Here is a 12,697-nt window from a genome sequence, read left to right as displayed (position 1 = left end):
CCGACACCGGGCACCGCCGCTGCCACTGCCGCGGCGCCGGCTCCGCCGCCGACCGGCGGCGGGGCGGGCTTTGTTCCGCCGTATGCGGTGCCGCCCGGTATCGGCCACGGCTCGGGGATGAGCACCGGTGCCGCTTCGAGTGCCAAACGTAAGGCGCCGGAACCCGATACCGCCGCGGCGGCCGCCGCAGCGGCCGCGCAACGTGAGACGCGGGCGCGCCGGCGCTGGCGGGCGAAGTTCCGCGATCACGGCGACGAGTTCGCGGCTATGGATATCGCGGTCGATCCGGAGTGGGATGCGCCGTCCGCTGATGCAGCGGTGGCCTCGAGCGCCGGGGCGGGGCCGTTGGGTTTTGCCGGCACGGTGCGCAACCGGGCCGCCGAGCAGGCAGCGGGGTTGGCCTCGCTGGGCGGCGACGATTTCGGTGAGGGCCCGAACATGCCGATGGTGCCGAGGAGTTGGGGTGCCGTTGGACCACGGAATATCGGGGAATAAGCCGAGCCGCCCGGGGCGCGGTGACAGTCCCCAACCTCGACAAGTTAGCTTAGGCAATGCTAACGTGCAGACGGCTAACGTTGCACTGCTCGAGGAGACGGCACCGGCGTGGACAACTCCGTCAGTAGCGCGAGATACGCCGCCGCGGCGGTCGGCGGCCGACGATGAGCGCGCCCATCTGGATGGCACTTCCGCCGGAGGTGCATTCGGCCTTGCTCTCCAGCGGTCCGGGACCGGGGTCGCTGCTGGCGGCTGCCGCGGCGTGGGACTCGCTGAGCGCGCACTACGCCGCGGCCGCCGAGGAACTCGCCGCCGTGCTGTCGTCGGTGCAGGCCGGGGCGTGGCAGGGGCCGAGCGCGGAGTCGTACGTCGCCGCACATGCGCCGTATGAGGCGTGGCTGAGGCAGGCCGGCGCGGACAGCGCGGCGGCCGCGGGCCGGCTCGAGACCGCTGCCGCGGCCTACACCGCGGCGTTGGCCGCCATGCCGACGCTGGCCGAGCTGGCCGCCAACCACGCCGCCCATGCGGTGTTGGTAGCGACGAATTTCTTCGGGATCAACACGATTCCCATCGCGCTCAACGAAGCCGACTACGTGCGGATGTGGGTCCAGGCGGCCACCACGATGAGCACCTATCACGCGGTGGCCGGTGCTGCGGTGGCGTCGACTCCGCAAACCAGCCCGCCGCCGCAGATCCAGAAAACCGCGGGTCCCGCCCCTGTGCAGGCCGCCGCAGAACATGCCGCCCAGCCTGTGAGCTTCGACACCGTGCTGGCTTACCTCCAGCGGTTAGGAATTTCCAACCAGACCGCTTATGCGTGGGGAATCGACAACATCTATGACTTCCTGGTCAATCCGGTTGACTACACCGAGACGCACTTGATCCACCGACTCTTGACGGATCCGTTGTCGTTGCTGGTCAACCCGCTTTATGTGTTCTACGACGGCGACGAGGTGTTCTTCCCGCTCGGCTATGGGTTTCTCCCATCCTCCATCGGCGCCCTGGAGATGGCCTCCGCCGCATCCTCGGGTGCCTTTGCCGGACTGGCCGGGGTGGCCGCCGCAGACCCCGCCCCGAACGCTGTCGCGTCGGCGCTGCCTGCCGCGCCGGTTGCGCCCGAGACGTTGCCGGCCGCCGGGATGGGCCCGACCCTCGGTGCGCCGGTAGCCGCCCCTGCGACGTCGCCCGTGCCCGCCCCGGCCCCTGTCGCTGCCGGTGCGGCACCGGCGCCACCGCCGGCCACCGGCGGGGCAGGTTTTGCCCCGCACTACGCGATCGGCCCGCCGGGTATCCGGTTCGGCCCGGGCGCGCGGACCGGGGTTGGCTCCAGGGCCGAACGGAAGGCGCTGGAAGTCGACGCCGCCGCGGCAGCGGCAGCATCCGTGCGGTCACAGCGGCCGGCGCGGCGGCGCCGGCGCGCGACGGTGCGGGATCACGGCGACGAATACGCCGATATGACTATCGGTGTCGGCCCGGATTGGGCTACGCCGCTGGCGTCGGGTAACGGGGCGGGGCCGTTGGGTTTTGCCGGCACGGTGGGCAACGAGGTCGCCGAGCAGGCCGCGGGGCTGGCCAAGCTGGCCGGCGACGAGTTCGGCGGCCCTCCGAGCGTGCCGATGGTCCCGGGCAGCTGGGGCGCTCGGGATCCGCAAGGTGTCGGGGATAAGTCGGCCGCGGCGGCCTCGTATCCGGTCGGCGGTGGCCGGCGGTGATGGCACCGGTCTGGATGGCCCCTCCGCCGGAGGTGCATTCGGCCTTGCTCTCCAGCGGCCCGGGACCGGGGTCGCTGCTGGCGGCTGCCGCGGCGTGGGACTCGCTGAGCGCGCACTACGCCGCGGCCGCCGAGGAACTCGCCGCCGTGCTGTCGTCGGTGCAGGCCGGGGCCTGGCAGGGGCCGAGCGCGGAGTCGTACGTCGCCGCACATGCGCCGTATGAGGCGTGGCTGAGGCAGGCCGGCGCGGACAGCGCGGCGGCCGCGGGCCGGCTCGAGACCGCTGCCGCGGCCTACACCGCGGCGTTGGCCGCCATGCCGACGCTGGCCGAGCTCACCGCCAACCACGCCGCCCATGCGGTGTTGGTGGCGACGAATTTCTTCGGGATCAACACGATTCCCATCGCGCTCAACGAAGCCGACTACGTGCGGATGTGGGTCCAGGCGGCCACCACGATGAGCACCTATCACGCGGTGGCCGGTGCTGCGGTGGCGTCGGCGCCGCCCACCGCCCCGGCGCCGCCGATCCGCAAGACCGCGGGCGCCGACGCACAGCTCGCCCAAGCCGTGCCGTCGACCGGCCTGGGCACCGTGTTGGAATCCGAGGTGATACGTCTGGGCCTACAGCCCTACCTGCATTTGTTCGGCGTCGGGCACCTGTACACGTTCTTGAACAATCCGGCCGCCTTCGTCGAAGGCAAAATCCACGCCCTCGTCACGGATCCCCTGCCGTTCCTGCTGAACCCGCTGTTGCTCTTCTTCGATCCCACCGATCTGCCCTCGCTGGTCTACGACGCGCTCGCGCCCTCGGTCTACTCGGCCCTCGCGGCCGCCCCCGCGGGTCTGGCCGGACTGGGGGAGCTGGGCGGCGGCGAACTCGCTGCGCTGCCCGAGGACGTTTTGGTGCCGGCGCCCATGGGGGCAGCGCCCGCGGTGTTGCCGCTCGCCGCGACCACGCCAAGCGCTCTCGCAGTGCCGATAACCTCCGGTACGGCCCCGGCTCCGGCACCCTCGTCGGCGCCGACGGCCAGCGCGGCCACCGGCGCGCCGCCGGCACCCCCGAGCGGCGGGGCGGGCTTTTCCCCGCCCTACGTGGTCGCTCCCCCGGGTATCGGGTTCGACTCGGGCCTGCGGACCGGGGCCGGTTCCAGCGCCAAACGCAAGACCCCGGAATCCGACAGTGCCGCGGCGGTGGCGGCAGCGGCCGCCCGGGAGCAGCGGAAGGCCCGGCGGCGTCGGCGCGCGATGGTGCACGATCACGGCGACGAGTACGCCGACATGGGTGTCGACGTCGACCCGGATCCGGAGGCGCCGCTGGCGTCGGGTAACGGGGCAGGGCCGTTGGGTGCTGCCGGCATGGCCGGGTACGAGGGTGCCCGGCAGGCGGCGGGGCTGGCCACGCTGGACAGTGCCGAATTCGGCACCGGTCCCGCGACGCCGATGGTGCCGGGCAGCTGGGAGCCCGCCCGGCAGCTCTGAGTGCGTCCCGGAGAGACCGGCGAGGTTTGTCGGTATCGGGGATTAGCGTGTGCCCGGAGCTGTCCAGCACAGCCCTCCCACTAGGTGCCCACCAGCTGAAAGGCGGCCAGATGGCGCGAAACACCGGAAGCGACGACCGGGACGGACCGACCGAACCGGTGATCATCGACTGCGAGCACTGCGCGGTACGCGGACCGGGATGCCGCGACTGCGTCGTCAGCGTGTTACTGGGGGTACCGGAAACTTTGCTGGAAGATGAGTGTGCTGCATTGGAGGCGCTCGCCGAGGTCGGTCTGGCACCCAGGTTGCGGCTCGTGCCCCGGCATCGACCGCGCCCCGGAGCGGCCTGACCCCGCGACGGCCGGGCCTTGCTGTTTTCTTAATAGTCCATTATTGGACAAGGCCGATGCCGTTTCGTAACCTATTTGAGACCTTAAAGCAGATTCGACGGGTGCGTCGACCGGTGTCTAAGGATGCGAAGTCTTGGGGTTGAGGATAGTCGACGGTTGCTCTTATCGCAGTGCCAGGAGATGTGCCCTCGCCGTGATCACGGGCTTCCTCGCCGTCAGCGGCTTCTTTGCTGGACATGGGTATGCCGACCCGGCTCCTGATCCGGTGGCAAAGCTCAACGAGCTGTCGCGACAGGCCGAACAGACGACCGAGGCGATGCATACCGCAGAGCTTGACCTGACCAAAAAGATCGCCGCCCAGCGAGCCGCCGACCGTCAGCACAACGAGGACCGGGCCGCCCTCGATGCCACGAAAGCTCAGTTGGCGGCGTTCCAGTCCGCCGTCGACAAGTTCGCGGTGTCGACCTACATGGGTGGTCGCACCGACGGGATGTACGCCATTCTGACCGCCGCGTCGCCGCAGCAGCTGATCAGCAAGCTGGCCGTGCAGCGGGTGGTCGCGGTCGAGATGGCCGACCTGATGACGCGCTACCGGGCGGCCGCTGACCGGGCCGTCAGGGCCGAGCAACAGTCGGCGAAGTCGGCGGCGGAGGCGAAAACCGCCGCCGAGCAGGCCGCCGCCGTGCGGGCGACCCTGCAGTCCAAGCAGAGCCAATTGCAGTTGCAGATCGCCGTGGTCAAGTCGCAGTACCAGGAGCTGACACCGGAACAGCGCACCGCACTGGCCGACCCGGGCCCGGCACCGCCGCAGGCTACCCTGACCGCCGCGGTGCACGGTCCCGAAGCGTTGGCCCCCGGTGGCGGCGCACCCGGTGATCCCGGACCCGAGGTGTCGCCCGCGGAGCCCGGCGACGGGCAGGGCTCGGTTGCGGTGCAGGCTGCGCTGACCCAGGTTGGCTCCCCCTACGCCTGGGGCGGCGCGGGCCCCGGCGGGTTCGACTGCTCCGGCCTGGTGATGTGGGCGTTTCAGCAGGCCGGGATCGCGCTGCCGCACTCCAGCCAGGCGCTGGCCCACGGCGGGCAGCCGGTCGCCCTGTCCGACCTGCAGCCCGGTGACGTGCTGACCTTCTACTCCGACGCCTCGCACGCCGGCATCTACATCGGTGACGGCCTGATGGTCCATTCCTCCACCTACGGTCAGCCGGTGCGGGTCGTGCCGATGACCGCGTCGGGTCCGATCTACAACGCTCGCCGCTACTGACCGCCGCGGTTCCGGCTCCCGCCGTGCGGCGGGTGCGCTCGCCGTCGTGCTTGTTCTCGTCCCGATCCCGCTGATCGCTACCACGCCCCGACCGCCCGCGCCGGCAGCCACCGACGTCCGCGCCGCAACGACGGACTTCGTCGTGGCCGGGCGCCGCGTTCGGCTGGTCGATCTCGGGGGTTCGGTCACCGACCCGACCGACCCCCTGCCGGGCCGCATCACGACCCACGTCGGGCCCGCTATCGAGGCGGTGCAAAGTTTCTGGGGTTCGGCGTGGCCGCGCGAGATCACCATCGTGCTCAGCGGCACCGCGCAGCAGTTTCGCACTCAGCTCGGTGGCGGCAGCACCGCGCAGTGGGCCGACATCGCCGCGGCCGCTGTCGCCGACAGGATCGACCCGACCCGGCGAGTCGCGACCGGCCAGCGCATCGTGTTCGCGCCAGGGGCGGCCGCGATGAGTGATGATGCGCTCCGAATTGTGTTGAGCCACGAGCTTTTCCACTACGCCTCGCGTGTCGATACGGCGCCGGATGCGCCACGCTGGCTCACCGAGGGCGTTGCCGACTACGTGGCGCGCCCGCCCACAGCGCCGAGCGCCGCACCGTTGCCGACGGCGGTGCCGTCCGACGCCGACCTTGACGTGCCCGGCCCGCAGCGCTCGCTGGCCTACGACCGCGGGTGGTGGTTTGCCCGGTTCGTCGCCGAGTATTACGGTCCGACAACACTTCGGGCGCTCTACCGGGCCGCATGCGGTCTCGGGCATGCCGATCTGCCCGCCGCCGTGCGCGGTGTGCTCGGCACCGACATGCCCGCACTGTTGGCCCGTTGGCAGCGGTGGTCGACCGGGCGAGCCTGATCGCTCGCCTTCTCCTCGGGACGGCGGGCTAGCCTACCCAGGTGTCTCGGGTACTACTGGTGACGAACGACTTTCCGCCCCGACGCGGCGGTATCCAGTCCTACCTGGGGGAGCTCGTCGAACGGTTGGCGGGTAGCGGACACCATGAACTGACCGTCTACGCGCCGCACTGGAAAGGCGCCGATGCCTTCGATGCCCGCGCCGGCTATCGGGTGGTGCGCCACCCCGGCACCCTGATGCTGCCCGAACCGGCCGTCGACGCGCGGATGCGGGCCCTGATCGCCGAGGAGGCCGTCGACACAGTCTGGTTCGGGGCGGCCGCACCGCTGGGGCTGCTGGCGGCGCGCGCCCGGCGAGTGGGCGCGGCTCGGGTAGTGGCCAGCACCCATGGCCATGAGGTGGGCTGGTCGATGGTTCCCGGTGCTCGGTCGGCGCTGCGGCGCATCGGCAGCCTGGTCGATGTCGTCACATTCGTCAGCCGCTATACCCGGGCGCGGATCGCGTCGGCGTTCGGCCCCTCGGCCGCCTTGGAGCACCTACCACCGGGAGTAGACACCGACCGGTTTCGCCCCGACCCGGCCAGCCGCACCGAGCTGCGCGCCCGCTACCGCCTCGGTCGGCGGCCCACGGTGTTGTGCCTGTCGCGGCTGGTGCCACGCAAGGGCCAGGACATGCTGATCCGTGCGCTGCCGGAAATCCGGCGACGGGTGGACGGTGCCGCGCTGGTCGTCGCCGGCGGTGGCCCCTACCTGGATACGCTGCGCCGGCTGGCGCGGCGGCACGGTGTGGCCGAGCACGTGACGTTCACCGGGGCAGTGCCGGCCGCCGAGCTGCCCGCCTACCATGCGCTGGCCGACGTGTTCGCGATGCCGTGTCGCACCCGCGGTGCGGGGCTGGACGTCGAGGGCCTGGGCATCGTGTTCCTGGAGGCCTCGGCGACCGGCGTGCCGGTGGTCGCCGGTTACTCGGGCGGCGCGCCGGAAACCGTGCAGCACAACAGGACCGGGTTGCTCGTCGACGGCCGTTCGGTGGCTCAGATTGCCGACGCCGTGACCGAGCTGCTGGCCGACCCGGACCGAGCGGCCGCGATGGGCGCGGCCGGGCGGGAGTGGGTGAGCAGGCAATGGCGGTGGGAGACGCTCGCCGCGCGGCTGGCCGGGCTGCTGGCCGGCTAAGCGGTGTCAGCGCAAGGTCAGCCCGGGGTGTAGATCGCCTCGATCTCGGGAGCGAACTTCTCGGCCACCACCTTGCGCTTGACCTTCATGGTCGGAGTCAGCTCGCCGGTGCTCTCGGTGAAATCCACCGGCAGAATCCGGAATTTGCGGATCGATTCCGCTTGAGACACCGACAGGTTAGCCTGCTTGACTGCCGCCTCGACTTCCGCCCTCAGGTCGGGGTCAGCGACCAGATCGGCCACCGACGTGCCCGGCCTCTTGCCGTTGCGCAGCTTCCAGCCTTCGAACGCTTCGGGGTCGATGGTGATCAGCGCCCCGACGAACGGCTTGGCGTCCCCGACAACCATGGCCTGGCTGATCAGCGGATGCGCCCGCAGTTGGTCTTCCAGGATGGCCGGTGCGACGTTTTTGCCGTTGGCGGTGACGATGATCTCCTTCTTGCGGCCGGTGATGGTCAAGAATCCGTCCGGGTCGATCGCGCCGAGATCGCCGGTCTTGAACCAGCCGTCGACTATCGCCTCGGCGGTGGCTTGCTCGTTGCGCCAGTACCCGCTGAACACTACACCGCCGCGCACCAGTAGCTCGCCGTCGTCGGCGATGCGCATGCTGTTGCCCGGCAACAGTTTTCCCACAGTGCCGATCTTCAGGTCGTCGACCTGGTTGACGGTGATGGCTGCACTGGTCTCGGTGAGGCCGTAGCCCTCGTAAATGGTCAGGCCGACACCGCGGTAGAAATGTCCCAGCCGCGCACCGAGCGGTCCACCACCGGAGACGGCGGCTCGGCAGTCGCCGCCCAGCGCCGCCCGCAGCTTGTGATAGACCAGCCGGTCGAACAGCGCGTGCCTGGCCCGCAACATCAGCCCGGGGCCGCCGCCGTCGCAGGCCTGGCTCCACTGCACCGCGGTCTGGGCAGCGATGCGAAAGACGCGGCCCTTGCCCTGGTTGGCGGCGTTCTGCGCCGCGGTGTTGTACACCTTCTCGAACACCCGCGGCACCGACACCACGATCGTGGGCTTGAACAGCGCGAACATCGGCACCAGATTCTTGATGTCGCTGGTGAAGCCGACGGTGACCTTGTTGGCGAAGGCGGCCAGCGTGATCGCCCGAGCCAGTACGTGGGCCAGCGGCAAGAACACCAGCAGCCGCTGGCCCTGGGTCAACATGGTGGGCAGAACCGCCCGTGCGCCTCGGATCTCGTACACCAGGTTCGAGTGGGTGAGCTGGCAGCCCTTGGGCCGCCCGGTGGTGCCCGAGGTGTAGATCAGGGTGGCCGGGTCGTGGGACCGCAGCGCCGCCAGCCGGCTGGTCAGCTCGGCCGGGTCGACCGAGGCGCCGGTTTCCGTCAGCACATCGAGCGCCCGGAGACCCGAGCCGTCGATGTGCAACACCCGGCGCAGGGCCGGCAGCTCCGCGGCGAGCTCGGCGACCAGGTTGGCATGGGCATCGGTTTCGGCGAATACCATCACGGCGCCGGAGTCCTGGAGCACCCAGCGCACCTGCTCGGCCGACGATGTCTCATAGATCGGGACGGTGACCGCCCCTATCGACAGGATCGCGAAGTCGAGGATCGCCCATTCGTAGCGGGTGGCCGAAAAAATCGCCACCCGATCGCCGGCGCGGACGTCCTCTTTGATCAGACCCAAAGCGGCTGAACGGATCTGGGCTGCCGCCACCGCGCAGGTAACATCAATCCATTGGTTGTCGACGAGGCGTTGGAAGATCACCAGGTCGGGATCGTCGCGCTCATGCTCGAATACCGCAGCGGCGAGGTTGTCCCGCTCGTCCACGCTGAAGGGGGCAGGGGCACTGAATTCGCGCACTCTTCCGACCTCGCTTGATCTCGCCGGTTAGGACCCCAGCCTAGTCCGAACGTTCCCGCCGCGGTGACGGTGTGTACGACGCCGACGCGGTATGTGAAGCTAGGGCAGTGCATAGCGTGCAGATCGCCGACGAGACATTCGTCGCCGCCGACCCCGCTCGAGTCGGTGCGGCTGTCGCCGACCCGCCCGGCTGGCGGCGCTGGTGGCCTGATCTGCGGCTGGAGGTCGTCGAGGAGCGCGGTGACAAGGGCATCAGATGGGCGGTAACCGGTCCGCTGACCGGCACCATGGAAATCTGGTTGGAACCGTTGCTCGACGGTGTGCTGCTGCACTACTTCCTGCATGCCGAGCCGTCGGGCGTATCCGCCTGGCAACTTTCTCGGATGAACCTCGCCGCGATGATTCACCGCCGCCGGGTCGCCGCCAAGAAGATGGCCTTCGAAGTGAAGGAAGCGCTGGAGCGTTCCCGTCCCATCGGGGTATCCCCAGCGACCTGACTCGGTCTGGCACGGCGCGGGAGTACCGTTTCTGCCGAAGACAGGGCGAAGACTGAGGTGGTACCCGCAGGGGAAGGGAAGCAGCCAGGTGGCGGACAAGACAGCGCAGACCATCCACATTGAGGCCGACCCCCGGACGGTGATGAAGGTGATCGCCGACATCGGTTCCTACCCGGAATGGGTCTCGGAATACACCCAGGCCGAGGTGCTCGAGGCCGACGACGAAGGGTATCCGAAGGTGGCGCGGATGGTGCTCGATACTGCCGTCATCAAGGACACCCTGGTGTTCGCCTACGACTGGCCGCCCGACCGCAGTTCGGTGCGGTGGTCGCTGGTCTCCAGCTCGCTGCTGCGCTCACTCGACGGTGCATACGTGTTGTCACCTAAAGGCTCTGGCACCGACGTCACTTACGAGCTGACCGTAGATTTGGCGATCCCGATGATCGGGTTGCTCAAGCGCAAGGCCGAGCGCAGACTGACCGATACCGCGCTGAAGGATCTGAAGAAACGAGTCGAGGCTGAGTGAGTCGGCAACACCCGCCCGGATCAGTCTTTTCGTCGGCAAGGGTGGGGTAGGCAAGTCCACCCTGGCGGCTGCCACCGCTGTGACCGATGCGCGCGCCGGTCGGCGGGTGTTGGTGGTGTCGACAGATCAAGCGCATTCACTGGGCGACGTGCTGGGCATCCCGGTCCCGCCCACCGGTCACCGCGACCCGGTGCGGGTGCTCGCTGACGGGGTCAACGCCGGCGCGGGCTTCCTGGATGCGCTGGCGCTGGACACGTTGGCGCTGCTGGAGGCTCGCTGGGGCGATGTCGTTGCCACCCTGAGCCGGCAGCTTCCCGACTCGGAACTTGACAGCATTGCCGCTCAAGAACTCTCGGCACTTCCTGGTGTCCAGGAAGTGCTCGGTTTGCATGAGGTCGGTGAGCTGGCCGCGGCTGGGTCGTGGGACCATGTCGTGGTCGACTGCGCCTCCACTGCCGACGCGCTGCGCATGCTGACCCTGCCCGCCAGCTTCGCCCTCTACGTCGAACGGGCCTGGCCGCGGCACCGCAGGCTGGCGGCGGCCGAGGATGCCGGCGCTGCGGCGCTGGCGCACTTGATCGAGCAGGTTGCCGCCAGTGTCGAACGGCTGTCGGCGCTGTTAACCGACGCCGGCCGGGTCGGTGCGCACCTGGTGTTGACCGCCGAACGGGTGGTGGCCGCGGAAACGGTGCGGACGCTGGGCGCGCTGGCGTTGTCCGGCGTGCACGTCGAGGACTTGATCGTCAACCAAGTTCTGGTGCAAGACGATTCGTATGAATACCATGACTTGCCCGACCACCCGGCGTTCGACTGGTATGCCGAACGCATCAGCGTGCAACGGGCCGTGCTCGACGAACTGGACGCCACGATCGGCGACGTGGCGCTGCTGGTGGCGCCGCACCGGGCCGGCGAGCCGATCGGTCCTGAGGCGCTGAGCGAACTGATGGACAACGTGCGGCGCCGCGACGGATCCGCACCGCCGGGGCCATTGCGGCCGGTGGTCGAACGGGAATCGGGATCCGGCCTGCAAGCGGTCTATCGGCTGCGGCTACAGTTGCCGCACGTAGATCCCGGCACGCTCACCCTCGGCCGGGTCGACGACGACCTGGTCATCGGTGCCGGCGCGACGCGGCGCAGGCTCCGGTTGGCGTCAGTGCTGCGGCGATGCACGGTGACCGACGCGCACCTGCACGGTAGTGAGCTGACTATACGATTTCGACCTGATCCGCGAGAGTGGCCGGCGTGACCGCCGATGCCGGCACCCGGCGGAGCGCTGAGAAGGAGCGGCGGCGGTGAGTGACGGTCACCCCGATATCGGGCCGGAGTTGCGAAAGCTCGCCCAGACGATTCTCGACGGAATCGATCCGGCGCTGCGGGCGGCGGCGAGCCGGGTCTCCGACGGCGGACTCGGCCGATGCCAGCAGCTGTGGTGTCCGGTCTGCGCGCTGGCGGCGCTGGTCAGCGGCGAGCAGCACCCGCTGCTGACCGTCATCGCCGAGCACAGCGTCACGCTCTTGACGGTGATCCGCGCCATCGTCGAGGAGGCCGACGGGGCGCAGCGACCGCCGCCACCAAGCGGCCCGCCCGACGGCGGGGCCGTGACAAGCCGGTATCAGCCCATCGCCGTGACCATCGAGGACTAGCGGCGATCGCGAGCGCGGCGAAGCCGGGCGCGGCGGGTCGCCGCCCGGGGACGACCACCGCGCAGGTAGTCGCATTCGCACTCGATCGGTACTCTTGGCCCAGAACGCTGTCCGGTGTGGGCGAGAGGGCGGGGCATGTGGTACTGGCTTTTCAAGTACATCTTCATGGGCCCGCTGCTCGCGCTGCTCGGCCGCCCGAAGGTCGAAGGGATAGAGAATATTCCGCAGTCCGGACCGGCGATCCTGGCCAGCAACCATCTGGCGGTCGCGGACAGTTTCTACCTGCCGCTGGTGGTGCGGCGGCGCGTCACGTTCCTGGCAAAGTCCGAATACTTCACCGGCACCGGACTGAAAGGCCGATTGATCCGCTGGTTCTACACCACCACCGGGCAGGTTCCCATCGACCGCACCAATGCCGACGCCGCAGAGGCTGCGCTGAGCACCGCCAAGCGTTTGTTGAGTCAGGGCAAATTGCTCGGCATGTACCCGGAAGGCACCCGCTCGCCGGACGGCCGTCTCTACAAGGGCAAGACCGGGCTGGCCCGGCTGGCTTTGCAGACCGGCGTTCCGGTGATACCGGTAGCGATGATCGGCACCGACGTCGTCAATCCACCCGGGAGCAAGATGTGGCGATTCGGCCGGGTCACCGTGCGGTTCGGCACGCCGATGGAGTTCACTCGATTCGACGGGCTGGCCGGCAATCGGTTCATCGAGCGCGCCGTCACCGACGAGGTGATCTACGAGCTGATGAGGCTGTCCGGTCAGGAATACGTCGACATCTATGCGGCGACCGTTAAAAGCCGGGGCGGCACCGCTGAGGCGGAGCGGATCCCGGAAACGGCGGCCGGGTAGACCGCCAACCCGATCCAGCCCGGAGACGATGC

At 69.5% G+C, this 12,697-nt stretch carries 12 protein-coding genes and 1 pseudogene; 12 read left to right on the top strand and 1 reads right to left on the bottom strand.

Annotation, left to right across the window (positions count from 1 at the left end; all coding sequences use genetic code 11):
• The 7 genes and pseudogenes from F6Q13_RS12015 to F6Q13_RS11985 form a co-directional block, all read left to right on the top strand.
• Nucleotides 1-495 (top strand): annotated as a pseudogene (locus F6Q13_RS12015) (hypothetical protein); the annotation flags it as partial.
• A gap of 164 nt (nucleotides 496-659) precedes the next feature.
• Complete coding sequence (locus F6Q13_RS12010; RefSeq protein WP_293056606.1) at nucleotides 660-2,207, top strand: PPE family protein; 1,548 nt, start codon at nucleotides 660-662, stop codon at nucleotides 2,205-2,207.
• Nucleotides 2,204-3,685: a PPE family protein gene (locus F6Q13_RS12005; RefSeq protein WP_293056604.1), complete on the top strand. Its 1,482-nt coding sequence runs from the start codon at nucleotides 2,204-2,206 to the stop codon at nucleotides 3,683-3,685. The genes F6Q13_RS12010 and F6Q13_RS12005 overlap by 4 nt, the downstream gene beginning before the upstream one ends.
• A gap of 110 nt (nucleotides 3,686-3,795) precedes the next feature.
• Nucleotides 3,796-4,035 carry a hypothetical protein gene (locus F6Q13_RS12000; protein ID WP_293056600.1) on the top strand — a complete coding sequence of 80 codons (240 nt, stop codon included), beginning with the start codon at nucleotides 3,796-3,798 and terminating at the stop codon, nucleotides 4,033-4,035.
• 193 nt (nucleotides 4,036-4,228) lie between these two features.
• A complete protein-coding gene (ripC, locus tag F6Q13_RS11995) occupies nucleotides 4,229-5,296 on the top strand; it encodes a peptidoglycan hydrolase RipC (protein ID WP_293056598.1) in 1,068 nt (355 codons plus the stop codon).
• Between the two features lie 64 nt (nucleotides 5,297-5,360).
• The gene (locus tag F6Q13_RS11990; RefSeq protein ID WP_293056615.1) at nucleotides 5,361-6,152 is read left to right on the top strand and encodes a hypothetical protein; all 792 of its coding nucleotides are present in this window, start codon (nucleotides 5,361-5,363) and stop codon (nucleotides 6,150-6,152) included.
• A 41-nt stretch (nucleotides 6,153-6,193) separates the two neighbouring features.
• Nucleotides 6,194-7,327 (top strand): glycosyltransferase family 4 protein, encoded by a 1,134-nt coding sequence (locus tag F6Q13_RS11985; RefSeq protein WP_293056596.1) that lies wholly within the window; start codon nucleotides 6,194-6,196, stop codon nucleotides 7,325-7,327.
• A 17-nt stretch (nucleotides 7,328-7,344) separates the two neighbouring features.
• Here the strand turns inward: F6Q13_RS11985 and F6Q13_RS11980 are convergent, their stop codons facing one another.
• The gene (locus F6Q13_RS11980) at nucleotides 7,345-9,147 is read right to left on the bottom strand and encodes a long-chain fatty acid--CoA ligase (protein ID WP_293056593.1); all 1,803 of its coding nucleotides are present in this window, start codon (nucleotides 9,145-9,147) and stop codon (nucleotides 7,345-7,347) included.
• Between the two features lie 107 nt (nucleotides 9,148-9,254).
• Between F6Q13_RS11980 and F6Q13_RS11975 the strand changes: the two genes are divergently transcribed.
• The 5 genes from F6Q13_RS11975 to F6Q13_RS11955 all read left to right on the top strand — a co-directional run bounded on the left by F6Q13_RS11975 (nucleotide 9,255) and on the right by F6Q13_RS11955 (nucleotide 12,665).
• On the top strand, nucleotides 9,255-9,644 hold the full coding sequence (locus tag F6Q13_RS11975) for a polyketide cyclase / dehydrase and lipid transport (protein ID WP_293056591.1): 390 nt from the start codon (nucleotides 9,255-9,257) through the stop codon (nucleotides 9,642-9,644).
• An 88-nt stretch (nucleotides 9,645-9,732) separates the two neighbouring features.
• Nucleotides 9,733-10,170, top strand: a complete 438-nt coding sequence (locus F6Q13_RS11970) for an SRPBCC family protein (RefSeq protein ID WP_293056589.1) — start codon at nucleotides 9,733-9,735, stop codon at nucleotides 10,168-10,170.
• Nucleotides 10,163-11,416, top strand: coding sequence for an ArsA family ATPase (locus F6Q13_RS11965; protein ID WP_293056612.1), 1,254 nt, complete (start codon nucleotides 10,163-10,165; stop codon nucleotides 11,414-11,416). The genes F6Q13_RS11970 and F6Q13_RS11965 overlap by 8 nt, the downstream gene beginning before the upstream one ends.
• 46 nt (nucleotides 11,417-11,462) lie before the next feature.
• Nucleotides 11,463-11,813, top strand: a complete 351-nt coding sequence (locus F6Q13_RS11960) for a hypothetical protein (protein ID WP_293056586.1) — start codon at nucleotides 11,463-11,465, stop codon at nucleotides 11,811-11,813.
• A gap of 135 nt (nucleotides 11,814-11,948) precedes the next feature.
• On the top strand, nucleotides 11,949-12,665 hold the full coding sequence (locus tag F6Q13_RS11955; RefSeq protein WP_293056584.1) for a 1-acyl-sn-glycerol-3-phosphate acyltransferase: 717 nt from the start codon (nucleotides 11,949-11,951) through the stop codon (nucleotides 12,663-12,665).
• The last annotated feature ends 32 nt before the right edge of the window (nucleotides 12,666-12,697 follow it).

This window comes from Mycobacterium sp. (genome assembly GCF_008709575.1).
Lineage (GTDB): Bacteria > Actinomycetota > Actinomycetes > Mycobacteriales > Mycobacteriaceae > Mycobacterium.
Note: the sequence above shows the minus strand (reverse complement) of the source record. Positions and strands in the feature narration are given on the sequence as shown.